Origin of the sequence: Psychrosphaera ytuae (assembly GCF_017638545.1) — a bacterium.
GTDB classification, from domain to species: domain Bacteria; phylum Pseudomonadota; class Gammaproteobacteria; order Enterobacterales; family Alteromonadaceae; genus Psychrosphaera; species Psychrosphaera ytuae.
In genome coordinates this window covers 2753711-2778240 of record NZ_CP072110.1, presented here as the reverse complement: position 1 = coordinate 2778240, position 24530 = coordinate 2753711, and the positions used below count along the sequence as shown (strand labels likewise).

Genomic DNA, 24530 nt, shown 5'->3' with positions numbered 1-24530 from the left:
ACCTCTTCGCACTTTTGTATTCTTATTGCCCTGTGCTTGCGTTAAATCCTTGTTGTTATTTTTTGGATTTTTTCGCTTTTGCTTTGGCCAATTTTTTCTTGTGTGGTTTTTTCTTTTTCACCGGTACCTTAGCCTCTTTGTGCTTAGGTTCTAATCCTTTGATTTTACGGTGTTTGAATGTTTGTTTAGTGTAACTTTCTATCTTCTTAAGAATGCCCATATCGTGCGCTTCAACAAAGCTCACAGCGTAGCCCTTCGCCCCTGCACGAGCGGTACGGCCAATACGGTGTACATAAACATCAGCAGTACGCGGCATATCAAAGTTAAACACGTGAGTGATGTCGGTGATGTCTAAGCCTCGAGCTGCAACATCAGTAGCGACTAACACCTTACTGCGGCCATTTTTCATTTTATCAATGGCTTTCATGCGTCTGTCTTGCGGCATTTCACCTTGCAAGTAAGTCGCGTAAATTTCGTGGCCCTGTAAGCGTTGCACAAGCTGGTCTAAACGCTCACGCGTCTTCACAAACACGATAGATTTTTGTACGTCCTCAGACTGTAAATAGTGCAATAGCTGGGCGAATTTGTGATCGTAATCGTCTGCTAAATGGGTCCACTGAACAATTTTGCCACGTTCACGACGCGGTGCGTCTTCGTCAATGCGAGCAGCTTCGGTCAAAACGCCTTGTGAAAACTCGATGATCCCGCGGCCTTCTAAGGTCGCACTGAATAGCATGGTTTGTTTACGGTTACGCGATTCTTCTGCGATGCGCGTCATGAAGCTTCTAAAGCCCATGTCCAACATGCGGTCAGCTTCGTCCAATACCAAAATTTCAACGTTTTCACAGTGAAAACTCTCTGCGTCCATGTATTCTAAAAGACGGCCTGGCGTCGAAATTAAGATGTCGTTATTCTTTTCTAAAATGTCTTTGTGGCTACCGTAGTTGATACCACCAGTGATCACGCCAATTTTTAAATCTGTTGACGAACACAGTGCTTCAGCCACTTCGTGAATTTGATATGCAAGCTCACGAGTAGGAGCAAGTACTAACACACGAGCGAAACCCGGTGCATTACGAGGAAAGTCTAATAGGTATTGAATGGCAGGGATCAAAAAAGCGGCGGTTTTACCCGTTCCTGTTGGTGCGCTCGCCAATATATCTAAACCGTCGAGTGCTTCAGGAATAGCAGACTGCTGAACACGGGTCGGCTTTTTGTAACCTAAAGAACTAATACCTTTTTCTAAACGACGATCTAAATCAAATTCACTAAATGACATGGGTTTTCCAAGTAATTAAACACTAAAGTCTTGGGGACAAAATAAGATTTGCTATTATAGCTGAAATTCACCTCGAACGGATAGCGTTAGTTTGTCAGGTCCTCAATCTAGTCACTTCAAATTTAAACAATTTAGCCTTTGGCACGATAAGTGTGGCATGAAAGTCAGCACCGACGGTGTCGCTTTGGGCGCTTGGGCAGAGCTAGTTAATACTAAATGTGATGAGAGTGATTTGGGTTTGACTCGCATTTTAGACATTGGTACAGGGACAGGACTGTTAGCTTTGATGCTAGCGCAGCGCTATTCACAGAACCGTAGAGAGCTGCTAACCCAAAATCAGCAAATCAAGATTATCGCATTAGAACTTGACCCTGCAGCGGCCCAACAAGCTAGGTTTAATGTTGAGAATAGTCCTTGGTCTGACATGATTTCGGTGATAACGACCGACGTCAATGACTGGAGTCAAACACCTGAAAACAACGCTACCAAATTCGAGCATATTATTTGTAATCCCCCCTATTTCAGCAATTCATTGAATAGTCCAGATCAAGCAAGAGACCGTGCTCGCCACAACGATAGTTTGTCTTTTGAAAGCTTGTCCGAGACTGTAAAACGTCATTTGGCCGAGGATGGTCACTTTGAATTAATTCTGCCAATTGAAGAGGCAAAACGTTTTGATTTATGTGCGGTTAATGTAGGCCTAGCCAAAACAAGTATAATCTCGTTACAACACAACCCAACAAAAACACCCAACCGACTTTTGGTACGATACAAACATGTGACAAAGGTACTAACCTCAGAGAATTTAGACACGCCCAACTCTCAACTCATCATCAGGGATAGCGAAGGCCACTTTCATCCAAGTTTTGCAGCCATCACTAACGAGTTTTACTTAAAACTTTAGGTATTTCGATATGAGCCTTGTTTTACCCATAGCTTAATCAGCCAAAGCGTAGTTTTAGTTTGTTGACGGTGATTTTTAAACGCTCAATCGCGCAGCGGTTTTTTTCGACCGAATATAAGGTGAAACGTGTCTCTGGTGTTTTTTCAAAAGACAGTTGCCAAGTCGTCAGGCCGTCTCTTTGTATCCCTTCAGAAGAGGTCTTGTTCGTCATACACATAACTTGAGTTAAGCTGCGTAACTTACCGTTAGTCAGTATATCTTCAAACCGAGGTGGTAACTCAGTGGGCAAGCTAAGACGGAGTTTTTCTTTAACCGCCTGCTGATGACTCACGTCGACAATGCCTTGCTCGAGTGACAAGTTTGCTTTTGCACCTGAAGGCCAATAAGAATAATAAAACGAATCGTTTTGAGCAGTTCCAGCGTCACTTGAAGAGCCCGAAAGAATCGGCTCTATCACCGCAACGCCCGATTTACCCAACACTGCTACTTCTGCTGCTTGGCCATTGCCAGAATTGGCCACCAACAATGCACTTGTTTCGTCAACGCCAAAACCCAGTCGTTGATTGGTCTCAGCCAACAAAGTAAACAGACGGGCTGCTCGGTTGCGCTCACTAAAATGAGTATCCAGCACACCAAATTTAAAGCTACCAAGCCCGCCCGCAGCCAAGTAAGTCAATGAGTCTGGGTGTAATGGGCTTGAGCACGCTGAATCTATTTGAGCCTCATTGGCGTCATGTGTTAAACCTTGTTGTGCGTTAATAGCATCTTGGCAACGTGCGCTTGGAGCAGGCGTTGAATGTGCGCCGGTTTTTAGAGCTTGTAAGCTATTGCCATTGGTGATCATAGGTACTCTACCCATAAGGTTTTCACCGCCACTTTGTACCGCGGTTCCGGCACTAGTCCCCACCAGCATATGGACACCTAACAAGTCTTCCAACCATGGATATGCTTTACCTTGATCATCAAAAAACACCTGTCGAGTCAGACTTTGATCACCACCGTTCAACATAACCACACTGGCACTTTGTAACTTAGTTTTGATACCTTCAATACCGAGCTTACAAAGTGCATGTTCGGCCTGAGTCAAATCTGGATAAACTTGCTCGCGGTTGAAGGTACCTTGTTGCTGACGATAGTCGTCGAGCTTGTCACAGTTATTACCCTTTACCGCTTTTGCCAGCGCCGGCGTCAGAGGTAACCACTCACTTACAACTTGATATTCATTAAGTGTCGGCGTATCGAATAACCCTTGATAAAAGTCAGCTGACTCGTATGGATCACGACTTGACGCAGTGATAGAAAATATTCGCTTTTTGCTGCTACTTTTAGCGACCGCTTGGATCACGGCTAAGATTTCGCGGCTTCCCGCTTCTTTGCTCAATTCAGAAAAAACGACTTCTTTATTGCGCTGATTTTGTTGGCCTGCAAGTTCGGTATTCACGACCATTATTTCTAGTTGGTCTAACACAAAGTAATAGGCTCTATCTGACAACGAATCGAGTAACGTGGGCGCGACCTTTTCAAACTCATCGAGTACGTCATAGCGTGACAACACTTTGCTGCTTGGTTTGATCTTCTTGAGTGCAGTTAACACTTGGGATTTCCCCGGCTCTACTTGATCATGCAAATACAAGCTTAGCGGCCATTGCGTTTCAATTCGCACGAGAGCACCGTGGCTAAACTGAAACTGCCTGTCTTTTTTGCCCGATTTTAAAGCAGCAGAGATTGAAGCATTTTCGGTTTTGAGGCATTGCTTTAACGAATAACTTGAGCAGGTTTTTAGCGAGCCGCCGATGAGCATTTGGTATGAATTTGTTTCATTTTTTGCATACGTAGCAACCGAAAAACTCAAGAAAAACAGGCTAAAAAGCAACCCAAACAAATTTTTTTCGGGATTTATTTTCATATTATTTTTTAGATTTTTATTTACTGATAAAAGCGGGACAAACAAGACTTGAAAAACTAGATATATCAAGGGATACAGTGCCATTTCTCTCGAGTGGCACACTGACCATTTATTCTTTAGTCGCATGATAATTACTCATAAAAAAATTAGAAAAGGTATTGCAGTCAAAAACCGAGACTGCTATAAAATTAAGCGACTAAAAAACGAAAGTAGGCTATCACCCTAGCCAAAACCTGTCAAAAACAAGGTATAGAAATGTATAAAAACGCCATTGCGCTGACTACGTATTTCTATTCGCCGTTCTACTTATCGGAGTGGTTCGACGAATAAGCCACTTGCTTCCTCAGCAAGGGTTTGTGCTTCGTCAGATCAGCTAACCCCCTTACAAATTTTCTAACACAATCAGAGTGCGTTTTGCGGACAAGTGTGTCTATTCGCTAGATCGAATTGTTGCGCCTATAGGCTTTAGCTGTCGCTCGTACTCATCACCAAAAACGACTATAACAAGGTGAATATTATGTATCGTAAGTTATTAACAGCGACCGCTGTCAGTGCGGTTATAGCGACCACTCCGTCCATCATTGCAGCGCCATTTGATGACCCAAATTTAACTGAAAACTCTGAAACTATTGAGAAAATAAAAGTAACAGGTTCTCGTATTAAAGGGGTTGATATTGAGGGTACGCAACCGCTCACCGTCATTGACAGTGAAGCAATTGAACGCTCGGGTGCCAACACGATTCACGAGCTGCTTCGCAACCTTTCTCAACTCAAAGGTGGTAACGGTACATTTTCGACCTCTGAAAGTGGCGGCACATCGAACTCTACGCCAGCAGGACAAGCGGCGGCAAGCTTACGAGGAATGGGGCCAGCGTCAACATTGACTTTAGTGAACGGACGCCGCGTAGCACCGAGTGCATTTGCGGCAGGAACCGAAAACTTTGTCGACGTGAATTCCATTCCTCTTGCCGCTATCGAAAAAATAGAGGTGCTAGCAACGGGATCATCCGCGATTTATGGTGCCGACGCAGTGGCTGGTGTCATTAACTACATCTTAAAAGAAGATTACGAAGGGGCCGAAATCAACGTGTCATTTGCTGACAGTGTAGATGATCATGACGAGAGTAAAAAACAACTCAACGTTATCTACGGCACTAAAGTGGGTGATGGACAGCTCACAGTCTTTGCTGATTATTATGATCGTAACGCGTTTAAAGCAACCGACCGAGACTACACGGCTAATGCCCCGTTACAAAACTCTTACTCTTACCTCCCTAAATTAGAAAACACACCTAACATTTTTTACTTTAGTTCGGTTGACGGTAATGAACTCCCAGCACCGGGCTGTAAAACCGAATTGGTCGAAACTGAATACGGTGAAATGATCTGTGCATATTACGGCAATGAAGACGATTATTTAGAGACGCCGTTTGAAAGCTTTTCTACTGGCTTTATGCACAATGTCGTTATTGATGACGTGAAATGGGCGACCGACTTTTTCTTCAGTACAACCAAGTCTAAAGCCTACTCTTCGCCGTCGCCAATTAATCAACTAGATGACAGTGATGGTCCTTTTGTACTTGAAGATGCGCTGTTTATTTATGACGAGCAAGACGGCTCAAATCCTTTGTTAGACCAACTTTATATTGACCCATTTGACACGCTCTCTGGCCGAGAGGTTTGGGGGTTTGGTTTTGACGCTCGGTTTAACGATCCTCGTACTGTTGAAGTCAAAACGGACAGCATGCGTTTGGTTTCTTCTTTAGAAGGTGAAATCAACAATTGGTATTGGCAAACAGGTATCACGTTATCGCAAAGTAAATCAGAACAAACGGCTATTGCCGGAGTTTATAATCGCTACAAAGTACACGCAGCTCTGACAGGAGAATTGTGCAGTGATGGCTCTCCGGCTTCTTTAAGCGGAGGGGACCTGAACTGTTCTAATGGAGAGCTGTTGGATTTTTACAATCCATTCTTGGTCGGTGATGCTCAAAACGATGCTATATTGGCATTAGCCCAAGAAATGCCAACTCGTGACGGTGAGAGTACTGTCTATGCCATCGATGCCCAAATCAGCGGTGACTTATTTGAGCTCACAGGAGGATTTGTCGGTGCGGCCTTTGGTATTGAAGCTCGCCGTGAAGAGCTATCGGATATCCCATCTCTTAACGCCCGCGCCCGAGCTGACAATGACTATTTGGTGGATGTGTTTGGCTTTGGTTCATCAGTATCAGAAGCAAGTCGTACTCAGTACGCCGCATTTGCCGAGTTCCACCTTCCAATCAGTGAAGAGTTTGAAATTCAGGCAGCAGGTCGACTGGACCACTTCAGTGATTTTGGCAGTACCTTTAATCCCAAAATTGGTTTTGCGTATCGCCCCACTGAGTCACTGATTCTGCGAGGCTCTTGGTCTACGTCTTTCAGAGCACCTTCATTAACTCAAGCTGGAGTAAAATTAAGAACCACACGTTCAACCTTTGATTGCGGCGCTAACCAAGCGGTTGCGGACTTGTATTGTATGGGCGATGGAACAGAAATCAGTGTTAACTCATTAGAGTTAGGCAACTCTAATTTACAAGCCGAAGAGTCCGAAGCACTAACTCTTGGGGTTGGCTGGAGTCCGACCTTAGATACTAATTTGACGATTGATTATTGGCAGTTTGAACACGAAGACGTTATCGATACCAATATGACGGCTGTGTTAGACCGAGCGATGACTGATGCGTCACTTCGCCATTGCGGTTTGGTTGGTACAGACGAGTTAGGCATTTCATACGAAGAGTTTTTGTGTGAAGTCACCGATAACAGTGGCTTAAACATTGAACAAGACGGCGCTAACCTATCTGAGATTCTGACCAACTATATTGCTGAGTTCTCACCTCGCAACGATGAGTTGTATCTACCTTTATATCGCGATCACGTTATACCCCTAGAAAACACAGGTACGCAGGATTTATCGGGTGTCGATATCAAATTTGATCATCGCTTTAGATTTGATGACAACGACCTGATTGTTCGATTCGACGGCACTCATTATTTAAGTTTTGAGCGCAACAAACCTGGTTCAGATGCGATCGAAAAGCTCATCGGCACCTATCGTTACCCTGAAAATATCGCGCGAGCGAGTGTAACTTGGGATACCGCAGACTATTACGTCAGCTTGAGCGCTAATTACACGGACAGCTATCAAGATGATATTGAAGGCTTAAGAGGCCGAGAACTGGGCGAGCTTGACGCTCTTGGTGTGTTGGACAGTGAAGGGAACCACCAAGTCGACAGTTGGTTGATTTGGGACCTTTCGGCTGGTTATGACCTCAATCGCAACGTTACAGTACGAATGAGCATTGATAACTTGACGGATGAAGAGCCGCCGCAACTCTATGGTTCGCAACGCGGTTTTGACTCTATCAATCACAACGCCTATGGCACGACCTACCGAATTGGCTTAACCTATCAGTTCTAAGTCAGGCTGAGTTTATACAAGCGGGGGCATGGTTGCTCCCGCCTTTTTAACGACCGCTTTTAATAACCACAACAACTTAACAGACACCATGACTCAAACGAAATCTCGTGCTTTACCCGACGCCTCGGTTATTTTGGTGTGTGTCGCTCTGATTGCTTATTGTGCTACTTGGTTTGTAACGCCTGGCTACTTTGAGGCCAATGCGGATTCACAACAAGTTAGCTTGTCACAATATGTCCAATCAGAGACCCACACTGCTACTCCTTTGTTCGCCGAACAAGGTAATATTGGGCTTGCCAATGTGCTATTTGAAGGGCTGACCTCCGGTAGTAAATTTGGTGCCACTATTGGCGTAATGGCCTTTATTTTAATCACCGGTGGCGCGTTTGGCATCATTATGAAAACCGGCGCAATTAACAATGGCGTGTTAAATCTAATTGAGCGAACAAAATCGGTGGAGTGGCTGTTTATTCCACTTATGTTTGTCTTGTTTTCGCTTGGCGGCGCTATTTTTGGGATGGGCGAAGAAGCCATCGCGTTTTGTATTGTCCTCTTACCCATAATGAAGCAGCTAGGTTACAACGCTCAGGTCACGGTTTTGATGACCTATGTGGCAACGCAAATTGGCTTCGCCACATCATGGATGAATCCATTTAGTATCGCGATCGCTCAGTCCATTGCGGACATTCCAGTGTTTTCTGGGGCCGAATTAAGAATGGTCGCTTGGCTCGTTTTTACTGCCTTTGGTCTGTTGTTTACAACACGATATGCCAAACAAAGCCGAACTACCAACCAAACCAACGACAATGACTTTACCTTGCCATCCCTAACAACTGCAGATAAAGCCGTTTTGATCACGTTTTTAGTTGGTATTGTGTGGGTAATTTGGGGCGTCATGGCAAGGCAATACTATATCCCAGAATTGGCGGCTCAGTTTTTTACCATAGGCATTGTCAGTGCTCTGATGGTAAGAATATTTGGCGATCAAGACTTTAATCAAAGTGCTCGAGCATTTACCCAAGGCGCACAAGAACTATTACCGGCGGCTTTGCTGGTCGCAATGGCGAAAGGTATCGTCTTATTGCTTGGTGGTAGCGATCTCAATGAAGCATCAACGTTAAATACCTTCTTATTCCACAGTGCATCGGCCATTGCGGTAGTTCCGGAAAGTGTTGCAGCTTGGGGAATGTTTGTTTTTCAGAGTTTGTTTAACTTTTTTGTATCTTCTGGATCAGGCCAAGCCGCTATCACCATGCCATTGATGGCACCGCTTGGCGACCTATTGTCTGTAAGTAGACAAATTGTCGTACTTACCTTTCAACTTGGCGATGGCCTAACTAATATCATCATACCGACATCGGCTAGCTTGATTGGCTGCTTAGGTGTGGTCAAACTGGATTGGGGTGAATGGGCTAAATTTATTTGGCGTTTTCAGTTAGGTTTGTTCACGTTGGCGAGTGTGTTCATTTTTGTCGCCTATTTTTTTAATTATCAATAAATTGAGATTTTATGTTAACAGTTATTCGACAAGCACAGCTTTTCACTCCTCACCCAGCTGGTATTAAGGATGTTTTGATCGGGGGTGGAAAAGTATTAGCAATCGAAAACAACATCGATCTGTCTATAAATGATTTATCAGCTCCTGGTTTAGTGACAGAAGTTGACGGAAAAGGCATGCTTCTCGTGCCGGGTTTTGTTGACTCTCTGGTGCATATCAGTGGCGGTGGTGGTGAGGCTGGTTTTGCCAGTCGAACACCGCAAATGCAATTGTCAGATGCCACAACAGCTGGCATCACCACAGTGGTCGCCGCCTTAGGCACTGATGCTGTGAGCCGTACCCATACAGACTTGGTTGCAAAAGCAAAAGGCTTAAAAGAAGAAGGCCTCAATGTATTTTGTTACACGGGCTCATATCATATTCCAGCAAAGTCTCTGACTGGCGATGTCGAAAAAGACATTATGTTTATCGACGAGATAATAGGTATTGGTGAGGTCGCTATTGCCGATCATAGAGGTAGCCAACCCAGTGTTCAGCAGTTAGCTCACTTGGCCTCACAAAGCCGGGTGGCAGGGATGTTAAGTGGCAAACGCGGAACAGTAAGTATCCATGTAGGGCCTGGTCCAGAACACCTTGATTTACTTCATAAAGTCGCAGACGAAACGGATATTCCATTAACTCAGTTTTACCCGACTCACATGAATCGCAACCAAGAATTGGTCGAGGCTGGGATTCGTTTTTGCCAATATGGCGGTACTATCGACTTTACCACCAGCACGACTGAGTATGACTTAGCACACGGCGAAATGGCCGCGGCACAGGCCTTGGCATTTTGTATTGACAAAGGAGTAAACCCAGAACAACTCACCATGAGTTCAGATGGTCATGCTAGCTTGCCTATTTTTGACAAAAATAATCAACTTGTCGGGCTTGAAGTGGGTCAGGAGCGCTCGTTGTTGATGTCATTTATTGAAGCGGTACAACAACACGACGTCACCATAGAACACGCCCTCATGTCGGTCACTTCGAACCCTGCGACAATATTAGGTCTCAAAAAAGGCCGAATTCTCGCCAACGCAGATGCAGATTTAGTTCTGCTGAACGATACAGATTTACACCCGGAGTATGTATGGTCACGTGGCCAACTCATGGTCGCGGATCGCAAACCTCTTGTTGTTGGTCGTTTTGAATAGGGTGTGAACAACACCCTTTTTTTATTTTGTGCTAACATGCCTTCGGAATATGCCAAAGAGACTCGCTGACGAGACAAAACAGTGACTTTGTTATTGATGTATAGCGCAATTAATAACGTTAATAGTCCGCTGCAGCTGTCACTCAAACAACAGCGTATCGATAAACTAACAATAAGATAAAACCATGAAAAAACTCATCACAGCTCTATGTGCGATGACGTTGGCGTTTACGTCGACAGCGCACGCTGAAAAACTTAGTTTAGAACGAATTTATCAAGATCCATCTTTGTCAGGCACCGCGCCTCGCAAACTTAAATTATCACCAGACGGTCAACGCGCGACTTATATTCAAGCTCGTGAAGACGACTACAACCGCTTTGATTTGTGGCAGTACAACGTAGAAACCGGTAAGCGTTCTATGTTGGTTGACTCAGAATCTTTAGTATCTGGTCCAGAAAACCTTTCTGACGAAGAAAAAGCCCGCCGAGAGCGCCAACGTATCTTTGGTAAAGGTATTTTGGAATACACTTTCTCAGCAGATGGCAACGCCCTTTTATTTCCATTAAACGGCGACATTTTTTACCTAAAAATAGGCGAGCAAAAAGCCAAAAAATTAACTAACGGTGAAGGCTTTGCGACCGACGTTAAGTTTTCTCCAAAAGGCAACTTCATTTCTTTTGTTCGTGACCAAAACTTATTCATCATTGACTTAGCTACTGGTAAAACTCGTGCGTTAACAACAACGGGCGGCGGTACAACTAAGTTCGCAATGGCAGAATTTGTTGCCCAAGAAGAAATGGGCCGTATGACGGGTTACTGGTGGTCTCCAGATGAGAAAACCATTGCTTTGACAAAAGTCGACACGACGCCTGTTGATATCGCAACGCGTAACGAAATCTACGCTGATAGCATTAAGCTATTTAACCAGCGTTACCCATTTGCTGGTACCAACAACGTTAATATCGAATTGGGTTTATTAGATGTAACTAAGTCTGAAAACGATATTCGTTGGGTAGACCTAGGTAAAAACAAAGACATTTATATCGCTCGTGGTAAGTGGTTACCGGGCAGTGAGCGCTTTTCTTACCAGTGGCAAAACCGTACTCAACAAAAATTAGAGCTACGTTTTGTTAACCGTAAGAGCTTACAGCAAGACGTTGTTATCACTGAGACTGCGGACACTTGGATTAACCTGCATGAAGCTCTGTACTACATGGATGACAGCTTTATTTGGGCATCTGAGCGCGATGGTTTCCAGCACCTTTACCACTTCGATTATCGCGGTAAGCTGTTAAGCCAATTAACCAAAGGCGAGTGGATTGTTGATGCCCTTGAAGGCGTTGATAAAGCAACTGGCGATGTGTATTTTACAGGTCGTAAGGACACGCCAACTGAGCGCCACTTATACAAAGTAAACCTTAACAAGCCACAAGAGATCACTAAGATTTCTTCTCGCAGTGGCTTCCACAGCATTACTTTCTCGAAAGACTCGAGTATCTACCTCGATTCATACTCAAATACTGCGCAGCCTACACAAGTTAGCTTACATAAAGCCAATGGCGAAATGTTAACTTGGATGGAAGAGAACCGCGTTGATGAAAATCACCCGCTTCACCCTTACTTGTCTGATTGGGTTAAACCTCGTTTTGGTACTTTGACAGCTGAAGACGGCCAAACGCTTCACTATCGAATCTTTGAACCAAAAGGCTTTGAAGGCAAGCGCCCGGTTGTTAACTATGTTTATGGTGGTCCACACGCACAGCTAGTGACAAACAGCTGGAGCGGCCGTAACTTCATTCTTCAACACTTGGTTCAAAAAGGCTACGTGGTATTCCAATTAGATAACCGTGGCTCATATAACCGTGGTAAGAAGTTCGAAGATCCGATTTACAAACACTTAGGTGATGTGGAGTTAAAAGATCAGCTAGTTGGGATGGAGTACGTAAAAACGTTAGACTTCGTTGACCCTGAGCGCATTGGTGTTTACGGCCACAGCTACGGTGGTTATATGACGATTATGAGCATGTTCAAAGCCGGTGACGTATTTAAAGTAGGTGTATCAGGTGCGCCAGTAACAGACTGGACTTTATATGACACACACTACACTGAGCGTTACGCAGGGCACCCTGGTAAAAACGGTGAAGATTACGAGAAGAGCAACGTATTTATGTACGCTGACGGCCTGCAAGGCGACCTGTTAATTTACCACGGCATGGCAGATGATAACGTATTGTTTACTCATGCAACTAAGTTATTCAAACACTTACAAGACTTAGGTAAGCCATTTGATGTGATGACATACCCAGGCAGTAAACATAGTATCCGTGGTAAAAAGACGGGTTATCACTTAGCGACAACAATTGTTCGTTATTTTGATAAGAACCTTTAAAGACAAATGTTATAGGGGCTATCACCTTTAGAGGTAAGCCTGTCCAATCAAAACTGGATATTGATTTAAGCCCACTGTTTACAGTGGGCTTTTTTGTACCTGCTGTTTTTGACGGCAGCAAAGTCTAGTAATTGAGCCTAAAGGTTTAGTTATACGTTTAAGCCCGAGCAACCTCCCCTATTTTGCTTAAGGTTAGTTGACCTATTCATTAACCCCAAAATCAGGTCAAACACTATGAATTTTTATCTCATTGCCGGACTTTGTGTCTTACTTTTATTTACCCCTGTATTGTTTGCGAGCGGCCCCAAACCTCAACTTATGCTCGCATCAACTAAAACGTTAACCAGTTTACCCGAATCGACCAGTGCTTATTACGCCAGCGAAAAATATGACGGTGTTCGTGCGCTGTGGACGGGTAGTTTGTTTTTGACTCGGCAAGGTCATTTAATTCATGCTCCAGATTGGTATACCAAAGACTTTCCCAATCATCCCTTAGATGGTGAACTCTGGTTAGGTCACAACCAATTTGATGCGGTTTCTGCAATAGCCAGACGCAAAACACCGCGAGATGCCGAATGGAAAAAAGTGAACTTCATGGTGTTTGATACACCGATTACCAACTTGGCATTTTATCAACGCCAAGAACGAATAGAGAGTTTGATCACCGCCCAGTCACCAGCTTGGCTGCAACACGTTACACATGTTCGATTTGAGCAAAAACAAGATCTCATGGCTTTTTATGACGCCGTTTTGGCCAGTAACGGAGAAGGGATAATGCTTAACATCAGCAACGCAACCTATGAGTCAGGCCGCAGCAAAGGACTCTTTAAACTCAAGCCAACATTTGACGATGAAGCCGTCGTAATTGGTTACCAGCAAGGCAACGGAAAATACCAAGGCATGATGGGAGCACTATGGGTCAGGAACAAACAGGGGCAAAAGTTTAAACTGGGCAGTGGGTTTTCAGATCAAGAGCGCCAATCTCCGCCCAAACTTGGCAGTATCATTACGTATCAATATTCGGGATTTAGTAAAAATGGCTTGCCGCGTTTTGCTCGATTTTTGAGGTTGAGAACAGATATGAATTCGTTTTAAACAGCGCCCAACACATAAGTAATGTTCGTTGGGCGCTATGACTTGACTGAGCTAATTACCAGATTTTGACGCGCTCTTCTTCTGGTAAGTAATGGCCGTCGCCCTGTTTGACCCCAAAGGCTTGATAAAACTCAGGCATATTTTGAATGACGCCATTGACTCGATAGCGACTCGGCGAATGAGGGTCGGTGACTAGTCGGTTGCGTAATTCATCGTCGCGGTACAAACGACGCCATACTTGCGCCCAACCCAAAAACACCCGCTGCTCACCGGTGAAACCATCAAGCACAGGTGATGGTTTACCATCGAGTGACAGTTTATAAGCTTTGTAAGCAATCGTTAGCCCGCCCAAATCACCGATATTTTCGCCAAGGGTTAGCTCACCATTTACAAACTCGTCTTCGAACGGTTCGAACTTACTGTACTGTTCAGCGAGCTTTTTGCCTCTGGCTTGAAATTGCTCTTTATCCGACTCTGTCCACCAGTTGCGCAAGTTACCATCACCGTCGTACTTTGCGCCCTGGTCATCAAAGCCATGACCGATTTCATGCCCAATAACGGCACCAATACCACCATAGTTGACCGCATCTTCTGCCTCTAAGTTAAAAAATGGCGGTTGTAAAATTGCAGCAGGAAATACAATTTCGTTACGCGTTGGGCTGTAATACGCATTTACAGTTTGTGGGGTCATAAACCACTCTGTGCGGTCTATCGGGCCACCGAGCTTGTTCAACATATCGTTTAGGGCAAACTCGTTGTAACGCATATAGTTACCGATGAGATCATCTTCTTTAATTTCTAAATCAGAATAATCGGTCCATTTATCCGGGTAACCAATCTTTGGAGTAAATTTTGCCAGCTTTTCGAGCGCAGCCACTTTCGTCTCTTCACTCATCCACTCAAGCTCTTTAATACCGACTTCAAAGCCTTTGATCACATTTTGAACGAGCTTTTCCATGCGCTCTTTTGCTTCGGGCTTGAAGTGTTCAGCGACGTATAATTTGCCAAGTAGCTCACCTAAAACACTGTTGGCTCCATTAACTGCGCGCTTCCATCTAGGCTGTTGCTGTTCAATCCCACGCAGTGTTTTTCCATAAAAAGCAAACTGGCGGTCAGCAAAATCACTCGATAGCTGAGGGGCATATTCGCTCAATAAGCGAATGGTCATATAGTGTTTCCAAGTTTGCACATCGACACTGTCAAACATCTGCCCAAAGGCATTTAAATAGGTATTTTGAGACGCGATAACTTGGTCTGTTTCAAGCCCTAAGGTGTTTGCATAGTCAGTCCAAGGGAATGCCCCCATGTACTTAGCAAACGCTTGGCTGTCCATTTTGTTGTATCTGGCATTGGCATCACGGCTTTGCACCCGAGTCCACATTTTGTCAGCGAGCTTGGTTTCTAATTCTAAAACAGCTTGGCCTGCAGCTTCTGCGTCCTGAATCCCGGCCAGACTCAACATATCGGCGACGTATTTGGCATAAGCTTGACGGTTATCTTCGCTCTTTTTGTCTTCTTTGAAGTAATAATCGCGATCAGGCAGACCCAGACCTGATTGGTTGACATAAACACCGTATTGATCAGACTGTTTTGCATCGACACTAACATACCAACTCAAAGGGCCTGTCACGCCTTTTTTATACAACTCAGCCATCATCATTCCAACTTCCTGGTGTGAGTTTACTTTGTTAATTTGTGCCAAAGTGGGTTGTAAAGGTGACAAGCCTTTTTCATTAATGGTCTTCTCATCCATGTACGAATTATAAAAATCACCAAGCTTTTGTTCATCAGAGCCCGGTTCGACATTAGGCTTAGCTGCAGCTCGCAAGATGATAGTTTTTAAGTTTTCTTGTGCGTCATCATAGAGCTTGGTAAACGAACCATAATTAGACTTATCTGCTGGGATTGTGGTTTTATCTAACCAAGTTCCATTTACATAGATATAAAAGTCATGCTGTGGCGCCGCTTTTTTGTCCATGTTTTCTAAATCAATCCCAGAGGTCAGAGCCACTGACGTCTCAGCTGCTGCTTCTGTAATTTGTGCCTGAGAAGATGCACTACTGTCTGTCGTTTCTTGTTTTGGAGAACAGCCCGATAATGACAGAGCGCCTAGCGCCAATGCCACCGCAAACGCAGTTTTAGAGATCTTATTCATGATTTCGCCCTATTGTTTTTATTTGTTGAATAATACAGCTAGACAATACATCCGTTTAAATACATCGAATAATGTAAACCTTGGTTTATTATTGTCAATATCGCTTTGAAAGTCTGCCACTTAGGCCAAAGAGAAAGGCGGACACGAATAGCCCGTTCTCATAATCAGGCAATAACGTTGTAGCCATACCAATCGGGTTTAATGACTTGCCCACCAGGCTTTGGCGTCAAATGAATATGAACCTTGTCATCTAACAAACTCACTGGAAAACACTCATCCACTTCAAATAGATTGTCTTTGTGAGGGATATGGGATTGTTTCAACAATTGGGCTTTGGCTTGTTGTTTTGCATCTTCACTTGAAGTGGCTACAAACAAACCAAATTCATGTAATTCAGTAAACTTCTCGGGTTGATAGCCACCGAGATTCACAAAGTACAGCTTTTCTGGTTGCTTGTCGTGGTCAATAGGTGCATGGCTTAACGATACTTGATAACCATCGATGTGGTTTACCTGCATATAACAATCAATGTGTAACCCTTTTCGATTACCGTACCACTCTTGGATTAATTGCGGATAAGTATCTTCAATTGTTTTACCGACAACAAAGCGCACATCGTGAACTTCAATATTCGATTTACCAGCACTCCCCCCCAAATAAACCATAAATAACTTCATGTTTAACTCCAGATTGGTCGAAATTAGCGATTAACGTTTGTGAACCCGGTATGCGGTCCGAAAATTATGAAATAACTGCTCAAGTGATTCACCCAGTTGTGGCTCACCGTTTTGTTTAAACAGTTCATAAGCAACCTCAACGGTACTCAAATGGTGCTCGTGATAAGCCTCGCGCAATTGATACGCGCCCTTGTTGAGACCTGACAACTGTAGTACAGGAAGTGACTGTAAATAGGGAGATTTAACAAACATTTTTTTGGCTTGACGCCATGTACCGTCTAAAAAGATCAGTAAAGGTCGACGTCCATCGCGCTCTTGCCGAGTGGGAACTTGATGAATTTGCCGTTCAGGCTCTGTGGCATCGTGGACAAACACTATGATCGGATACCATTTATCAGACTCGAGTAACGCCTTTAGTTCATCTTGTAATTCAGTGCGTTGCCACCTAAATGCAAAGTTGTCAGGCACGACTTCGCAAATGAGCTGACCAGTGTTAGAGGGTTTGTAATACTCGGCATGGTACATCAACATGCATACACCAAACTCAGTTTCGACAGGCTCTACCGTTTTACAAATACACTCAGTTTCTGCAAGTAAACATTCGGGGCAACGTTTGAGCAATGCACCTCGAGCTTTGAATTCGCGCTTCGAAAATTGTAACTCGTGCTCTCGTAATCGACGCACTGAGTTAACATGGGGTTTATTCATTGGACTCTTTTTTTCCACTACCTATTTTCAATAAGTACAAAAAAAGGAGCGATACGCTCCTTTTTGTCTTTCCGGGTTGTTAGTTAACTAACCGGAAATTACTTCTTTTTCGCTTTTGGATTTGGAAGGTCAGTGATTGAACCTTCGTAAATCTCAGCTGCAAGACCGATTGACTCGTTAAGCGTTGGGTGAGCATGAACAGTTAACGCGATGTCTTCTGCGTCTGCGCCCATTTCGATCGCTAGACCGATTTCACCTAACATTTCACCTGCATTGATACCAACAATCGCACCACCAAGGATACGGTGTGTGTCTTTGTCGAAGATTAACTTAGTGAAACCTTCAGTACGTGCAGATGCAATCGCACGACCAGAAGCTGCCCATGGGAACTTAGCTGACTCAACGTTCAAGCCTTGCTCTTTCGCTTCTTTTTCAGTAACACCAACCCAAGCCATTTCTGGATCTGTGTATGCAACTGAAGGAATACCTTGTGGTTCGAAGTAGTGCTTCTTACCAGAAATAACCTCTGCTGCAACGTGGCCTTCGTGTACCGCTTTGTGAGCAAGCATTGGCTGACCGATAACGTCACCGATTGCAAAAATGTGATTAACGTTTGTGCGTAATTGCTTGTCTACATTGATAAAGCCACGCTCATCAACGTTAACACCAGCTTTGTCCGCATCACATAGGTTACCGTTTGGCTTACGACCAACCGCAACTAAGATCTTGTCGTAACGAACTGGCTCAGCTGGTGCTTTTTTGCCTTCGAACGTAACGTATAAGCCGTCGTCTTTTGCTTCAACGCCAACTACTTTAGTAGATAGCATGATGTTGAAACGGTCTTTGTTGTACTTAGTGTACGCTTGAACAACGTCTTTATCCGCCGCTGGTACAAGTTGGTCTAAGAATTCAACAACAGAAACGTTTGAACCAAGTGCGCTATACACTGTGCCCATTTCTAGACCGATGATACCACCACCAAGTACTAACATTTCACCTGGGATGTCTTTCATTTCAAGCGCACCAGTCGAGTCGATCACACGGTCGTCTTCTGGGATGAAAGGAAGGTTAACTGGCTCAGAACCTGCTGCAATGATTGCATTGTCAAACGTGATGTTAGTCACGCCGTCTTTACCTTCAACTGCTAAGGTGTTGCTACCAGTGAATTTACCGTAACCGTTTACAACCTTAACTTTACGCATTTTAGACATGCCGTCTAAGCCTTTAGTCAGCTGAGCAACTACGCTGTCTTTCCAATCGCGAATTTTGTCTAGGTCGATTTCTGGCGCGCCAAACGTTACACCGTGAGATGCCATATCTTTTGCATCGTCGATAACTTTTGCAACGTGTAATAACGCTTTAGAAGGAATACAACCTACGTTTAGACAAACGCCACCAAGCGTTTCACGAGCTTCAACTAATGTTACGTCTAAACCTAAATCAGCCGCACGGAATGCAGCAGAGTAGCCACCAGGGCCAGCACCAAGAACCACTACCTGGGTTTTGATATCGTTGCTCATTACTAACCTCTATTCTTTTTAAGGTAAAAGACGAAGTTGGCTCCGCCTTTTTTGAGTTAAAACGATACATCGAGAAAGTTAAGTCACTTATTCCATGTATCAAAAATAATTGTCGCCAGTTTATCACTGGAAAAACAGAAAGTCCTGTTACGACAGGACTTTCTTCGATTTTATAATACTAATTTTCGTATATCAGACAGGACACTCGAAATATGGACCGCAAAGCGAGCCGCAAGTGCACCATCAATCACGCGGTGATCGTATGATAATGATAACGGTAGCATTAGTTTAGGCTCAAATTCAGAACCATTCCATTTTGGTTTCATTTCTGACTTAGATACACCCAAAATGCCCACTTCTGGCGCATTAACGATTGGCGTAAATGCAGTACCACCGATACCGCCTAAGCTCGAAATAGTGAAACAGCCGCCTTGCATGTCTTTTGCGGTTAACTTCCCGGCACGTGCTTTGGCAGAAATCTCCATCAATTCACGAGAAATTTCGTTAACGCCTTTTTTGTCAACGTCACGAACCACTGGCACAACAAGACCGTTTGGTGTGTCTACAGCGATACCAACGTGCACGTACTTCTTAAGTACGATGCTCTCACCATCAGGACTCAACGATGAGTTGAACTGTGGGTAAGCCGTCAATGCCGATGCAACTGCCTTCATGATAAACACCAGTGGGGTGATCTTAAGGTCAGATTTTTGCTTTTTAAGCATTTCATTTTGTTCTTTACGGAATGCTTCTAACGACGTGATATCTGCTTCGTCAAATTGAGTAACATGTGGAATCGTAACCCAGTTGCGGTGTAAGTTAGGACCAGAAATCTTCTGGATACGAGATAATGGTTTTGTCTCGATTTCACCAAACTTACTGAAGTCGACTTTTGGCGCAGCTAATACTTGTAAACCACCTTCGCCAGACGCAACGCTTGATGCCGCTGTCGCCTTAGGGCGAGATAGCTCGTATTTAACAAATGACTTAACGTCTTCCGCCAAAATACGACCTTTACGTCCTGTACCAGTGACCTTAGACAAATCAACGCCAAATTCACTCGCTAAACGACGAACCGATGGAGTCGCGTGTAACTTACCACCAGCCGCTTGAGAACCCGACTGCGATGGATGATCTTGACGTACCGGAGGCGCTTTGCGCTCTGGTGCAGATTGAGCAGGCTTAGATTCCTCTTTTGCTGGTGCAGATTGTGACTCAGCTTTTGGCTCTGAGCTTACTGCAGCTTCGGTTTCGATAGTGGCAATAAGAGTACCCATTGCAACTTTACCGCCAGTGCTGATCTCGATTGACTTAATTGTACCTGCAAACGGAGCCGGAACGTCCATCGTGGCCTTGTCTGTCTCTAGCGTAATTAAGCCTTGTTCAGCTTCTACTTTTTCACCTACAGCAACAAGTACATCGATAACGTCAACTTCGCCGTCAGTACCAATGTCTGGTACTTCAACGTTTTTGACTTCTGAGCCTTTTGCCTCTGAGGCGCCGCTTGTAGCTGGTGCTTCAGTCTTGTCTTCTTTAGCTTCTGGCTTAGCTTGTTCTGTGTCATTTGAAGAAGGTTGAGCATCGCCACCAGAGACTTCTAGCGTCATGATGACTTTGCCTTGACCGACTTTGTCACCTACCGCCACTTTAAGGGCAACGATCTTACCGTTTTCAGGTGAAGGCACGTCCATGGTCGCTTTGTCAGTTTCTAGCGTGATTAGGCCATCTTCTTTAGCAACGGTATCACCTTCGGCAACTAATACATCAATCACATCAACTTCGTCTTCAGTGCCAATATCTGGAACTTCAACCTCAATGGTTTGGGTAGAACCATTTGAGCTAGCTTCTGGTGCCTTTGACTCTTGTGCAGCTGGTGCTTCTGTCGTTGCTTCTGGCTCAGCAGCTGAGCTGCTGCCCGCTTCTTCAACTTGAATTAATAAAGTTCCTTCAGAAACCTTATCACCCGTTGCAACTTTGATTTCTTTTACGGTCCCCGCAAATGGCGCAGGGATGTCCATTGATGCTTTGTCACTTTCAACCGTTACAATCGCATCTTCCGCTTCAACTGTGTCGCCAACGGCAACACAGATTTCGATGATTTCTACCTCATCACCGCCCACATCTGGGACTAGAATGTCTTTTAAATCAGCCATCTAATATTTCTCCTTGGGCGCTTAGGCGTAAAGTGGGTTCAGTTTGTCAGCATCAATACCAAACTCTTCAATGGCTTTGGTAACGACTGACGCTTCGATTTCGCCACGACGCGCTAACTGGCTTAGAGCTGCTACAACAACGTAGTTATGGTCAACTTCGAAGTGGCGACGTAAGTTTGCACGGCTGTCCGAACGACCAAAGCCGTCTGTACCAAGCACTTTATAGTCTGAAGGTATGTAAGCACGTACTTGCTCAGCGTATGCTTTGATATAGTCAGTTGCCGCAACAACCGGACCTTCGTTACCTTCTAACACTTCAGTAATGTAGGCTTTTTGTGCTGGAGCTTCTGGGTTTAACATATTGAAGCGATCAACTTCTAAACCATCACGACCTAACTCGTTAAATGACGTTACGCTGTATACGTCAGAGCTAATGTCGAACTTCTCAGCTAGGATCTTCGCAGCTTCGCGAACCTGCAGCATGATAGTACCCGAGCTTAATAACTGAACATTCGCTTTGGCTTTTTTAGGCTCTACGCGGTCTAACTTGTAAATACCTTTAACAATGCCTTCTTCAACCCCTTTTGGCATTTCAGGTTGAACGTAGTTCTCGTTCATTACTGTTAGGTAATAGAACACGTTTTCTTGCTCAGCATACATACGACGCATACCGTCTTGGACGATAACCGCTAACTCATAACCGTAAGTCGGGTCATAAGTAATACAGTTAGGAACGGTACCAAAGTGAACGTGAGTGTGACCGTCTTGGTGTTGCAAACCTTCGCCGTTTAGCGTTGTACGACCGGCTGTACCACCGACTAAGAAACCACGTGCTTGCGAGTCACCCGCAGCCCAAACCATGTCACCCACACGTTGGAAACCAAACATTGAGTAATAAATGTAGAATGGGATCATTGGCTCGTTGTTATTCGAGTATGACGTCGCTGCTGCAAGCCAATCTGACATTGCACCTAATTCGTTGATACCCTCTTGTAAAACCTGACCTTTTTTGTCTTCGCGGTAGTATGCCACTTGGTCAGCGTCTTGAGGTGTGTATTTTTGTCCTTCGTGAGCGTAAATACCGACTTGACGGAACAGACCTTCAAGACCAAACGTACGAGCTTCATCAGGAATAATTGGTACAACGCGCTTACCGATTTGCTTGTCTTTGATAACTGCAGAAAGAATACGACCAAACACCATTGTCGTTGAAATTTCACGACCATTAGAGCCTTTAGTTACCGCTTCAAACGCCTTTAGATCCGGTACGTCCATTTCGACGTCTGAGTTAATACGACGAGCAGGTAAATAACCACCTAAAGATTCACGACGACCGTGTAGGTACTTCCACTCTTCACTGCCTTCTTCAAATTTAACGTAAGGAACGTTTGGTAAGTCTTCATCAGAAATATCAATGTTATGACGGTCGCGGTACGCTTTAAGTGCGTCTAGGTCCATCTTCTTAACACCGTGCGCGATGTTTTTACCTTCACCTGCATCACCCATACCGTAACCTTTGACGGTTTTGGCTAAGATAACCTGTGGACGACCTTTAGTCTTAGTCGCACGGTCGTATGCAGCATAAACTTTAACTGGATCGTGACCACCACGGTTCAGACGCCAGATGTCTTGGTCAGACATATTCGCAACCATAGCTTCTGTTTCTGGTGTTTTTGCGAAGAAGTTATCGCGAGTAAACTTACCGCCTTTGGCTTTGTAGTTTTGGTATTCACCGTCTACGGTGTTTTCCATGATTTCTAACAACTTGCCGTCTTTATCACGAGAAATAAGTGGATCCCAGTAAGAACCCCAAATCACTTTAATCACTTCCCAGCCTGCGCCGCGGAATGTACCTTCAAGTTCTTGGATGATTTTGCCGTTACCACGGACCGGACCGTCCAAACGCTGTAAGTTACAGTTGATGATAAACGTTAGGTTGTCTAACCCTTCGCGCGCAGCAAGACCGATAGCACCTAGTGATTCTGGCTCATCACACTCACCATCACCCATAAAGCAGTATACGCGCTGCTCTGAACAATCTTTAATACCGCGGTCAGTCAAGTATTTAAGGAAACGAGCTTGGTAAATAGCTGCGATTGGACCTAGGCCCATCGATACCGTTGGGAACTGCCAAAAGTCAGGCATTAATTTAGGGTGTGGATAAGAAGACAAGCCTTCGCCATCTACTTCTTGACGGAAGTTGTCTAACTGCTCTTGAGTTAAACGACCTTCTAAGAATGCGCGAGAGTATATACCCGGAGAAACGTGACCCTGAATGTAAAGGAAGTCACCGCCAGAGTTGTCTTTATCTGCTTTAAAGAAGTGGTTAAAGCCTACATCGTATAACATTGCAGACGATGCAAACGAAGAAATATGTCCGCCAAGCTCTAAGTCTTTTTTCGAACCACGAACAACCATTGCCAATGCATTCCAACGAATTGCCGAGCGAATTTTCGCTTCTAATGTGCGATCGCCTGGCATTTGTGGCTCTTGATGAGCTGGAATCGTATTTAGGTATGCTGTTGTTGCATCAAATGGCAAATGCGCACCGTTGCGACGCGCTTTATCGATTAATGCTTCAAGGATGTGGTGAGCACGCTCAACACCGTCGACTTCTAATACCGCTTCTAACGACTCAAGCCACTCTTGCGTTTCTTGTGGATCGATATCCTGATTTAGAGTTGGATTCTCTGACATATTTCAGGTTCCTGTAGTTGATAATAGTGTTTATCTAATTACTGACTGCTCAACAGACGACGAACCGACCCCGAAAGTCGGTCTTTGTCTTGGTCAAGCTTTAACAATGATTGCTCAATGAACGCCAAATGTTGTCCACTTGCTTGACGGGCCGTGTCCGGTTGACCTTCAAGAATGGCTTTCATTAACTTTGCTCTGTGTTCATTGAGTTGTTGACGAATGTCTTTGTGATCTTTAAAGACCATCAAGTTTTCTTTGATGTTGTGACGCAGAAGGTCTTTGACCCCGCGCAACAAGTGAATCAACAGGACATTCTGTGCGGCATCGGCTATCGCGAGATAAAACTCAACGATGGCATCGGATGCGGCATCTAAGTCATTGTCGTCAATTTCGTTTATCGAGTTAAAAACCACCTCGATATGGTTTAATTCGGTTTTTTCGCCACGTAACGCAGCGTAGTACGCAACAACACTCTCTAAAGCACAACGAAATTCCAATAAATCATAGTGTGATTCTGGGTTATTCGCCAAAAGATCAAATAAAGGTGCCGCAAAAGGCGCATCAAGTTGCTTACTTACAAAGGTGCCACCACCTTGCTTGCGAGTAACGAGACCTTTTGCTTCGAGTTGTTTAATTGCGTCACGAATGGAAGGACGGGATACACCGTATTGTTCGGCGAGGTGACGCTCGGAAGCCAGACGCTCACCAGCGGCAAAACTGCCGTCAATGATCATGGCTTCTAATTGCGATGCCACCTGCTCTGATACTTTTTTGGTCACTATTTGTGTCACGATTTTCCATTCCTGTACATTAATTGGTAAATTGGTCTTACCAATATTGGACGGATCGTAACAGCTCACTTTTTTAATGTAAACCCATCAGCAAAGTGGCAC

Annotated in this window: 15 protein-coding genes; 6 read left to right on the top strand and 9 right to left on the bottom strand. The window is 44.4% G+C overall.

The features are described 5' to 3' along the window. Positions 1-55: 55 nt before the first annotated feature. Entirely contained in the window at positions 56-1279 is a 1224-nt protein-coding gene (gene srmB, locus J1N51_RS12355) for an ATP-dependent RNA helicase SrmB (protein ID WP_208831563.1), read from the bottom strand. Positions 1280-1436: 157 nt separating this feature from the next. On the opposite strand from srmB, the gene J1N51_RS12350 reads away from it, so the two are divergent. Next, positions 1437-2183, top strand: a complete 747-nt coding sequence (locus J1N51_RS12350) for a tRNA1(Val) (adenine(37)-N6)-methyltransferase (protein ID WP_208831562.1) — start codon at positions 1437-1439, stop codon at positions 2181-2183. Between the two features lie 37 nt (positions 2184-2220). Here J1N51_RS12350 and J1N51_RS12345 read toward each other — a convergent pair whose 3' ends face one another. Continuing rightward, positions 2221-4089 carry a type 1 glutamine amidotransferase family protein gene (locus tag J1N51_RS12345; RefSeq protein ID WP_208831561.1) on the bottom strand — a complete coding sequence of 623 codons (1869 nt, stop codon included), beginning with the start codon at positions 4087-4089 and terminating at the stop codon, positions 2221-2223. 517 nt (positions 4090-4606) lie between these two features. Here J1N51_RS12345 and J1N51_RS12340 point away from each other — a divergent pair. From J1N51_RS12340 to J1N51_RS12320, 5 genes are all read left to right on the top strand, one after another. Next, the gene (locus J1N51_RS12340; RefSeq protein ID WP_208831560.1) at positions 4607-7552 is read left to right on the top strand and encodes a TonB-dependent receptor domain-containing protein; all 2946 of its coding nucleotides are present in this window, start codon (positions 4607-4609) and stop codon (positions 7550-7552) included. 88 nt (positions 7553-7640) lie between these two features. Next, positions 7641-9050, top strand: coding sequence for a putative basic amino acid antiporter YfcC (gene yfcC, locus J1N51_RS12335; protein WP_208833428.1), 1410 nt, complete (start codon positions 7641-7643; stop codon positions 9048-9050). An 11-nt stretch (positions 9051-9061) separates the two neighbouring features. Further along, a complete protein-coding gene (gene iadA / locus J1N51_RS12330; RefSeq protein ID WP_208831559.1) occupies positions 9062-10243 on the top strand; it encodes a beta-aspartyl-peptidase in 1182 nt (393 codons plus the stop codon). Between the two features lie 184 nt (positions 10244-10427). Continuing rightward, the gene (locus J1N51_RS12325; RefSeq protein ID WP_208831558.1) at positions 10428-12632 is read left to right on the top strand and encodes a S9 family peptidase; all 2205 of its coding nucleotides are present in this window, start codon (positions 10428-10430) and stop codon (positions 12630-12632) included. Between the two features lie 234 nt (positions 12633-12866). Next, on the top strand, positions 12867-13727 hold the full coding sequence (locus J1N51_RS12320) for a DNA ligase (protein WP_208831557.1): 861 nt from the start codon (positions 12867-12869) through the stop codon (positions 13725-13727). 55 nt (positions 13728-13782) lie between these two features. Here the strand turns inward: J1N51_RS12320 and J1N51_RS12315 are convergent, their stop codons facing one another. The 7 genes from J1N51_RS12315 to J1N51_RS12285 form a co-directional block, all read right to left on the bottom strand. Next, positions 13783-15882: a M13 family metallopeptidase gene (locus tag J1N51_RS12315; protein WP_208831556.1), complete on the bottom strand. Its 2100-nt coding sequence runs from the start codon at positions 15880-15882 to the stop codon at positions 13783-13785. A gap of 164 nt (positions 15883-16046) precedes the next feature. Further along, the gene (locus tag J1N51_RS12310) at positions 16047-16559 is read right to left on the bottom strand and encodes a DUF1543 domain-containing protein (protein ID WP_208831555.1); all 513 of its coding nucleotides are present in this window, start codon (positions 16557-16559) and stop codon (positions 16047-16049) included. A 30-nt stretch (positions 16560-16589) separates the two neighbouring features. Next, complete coding sequence (locus J1N51_RS12305; RefSeq protein ID WP_208831554.1) at positions 16590-17267, bottom strand: tRNA-uridine aminocarboxypropyltransferase; 678 nt, start codon at positions 17265-17267, stop codon at positions 16590-16592. 98 nt (positions 17268-17365) lie between these two features. Then, positions 17366-18787, bottom strand: a complete 1422-nt coding sequence (lpdA, locus tag J1N51_RS12300; RefSeq protein WP_208831553.1) for a dihydrolipoyl dehydrogenase — start codon at positions 18785-18787, stop codon at positions 17366-17368. A 170-nt stretch (positions 18788-18957) separates the two neighbouring features. Continuing rightward, positions 18958-20940, bottom strand: coding sequence for a dihydrolipoyllysine-residue acetyltransferase (gene aceF, locus J1N51_RS12295; RefSeq protein WP_208831552.1), 1983 nt, complete (start codon positions 20938-20940; stop codon positions 18958-18960). Positions 20941-20961: 21 nt separating this feature from the next. Continuing rightward, complete coding sequence (gene aceE, locus J1N51_RS12290) at positions 20962-23637, bottom strand: pyruvate dehydrogenase (acetyl-transferring), homodimeric type (protein ID WP_208831551.1); 2676 nt, start codon at positions 23635-23637, stop codon at positions 20962-20964. Between the two features lie 38 nt (positions 23638-23675). Continuing rightward, entirely contained in the window at positions 23676-24428 is a 753-nt protein-coding gene (locus J1N51_RS12285; protein ID WP_232842805.1) for a GntR family transcriptional regulator, read from the bottom strand. Positions 24429-24530: the final 102 nt, after the last annotated feature.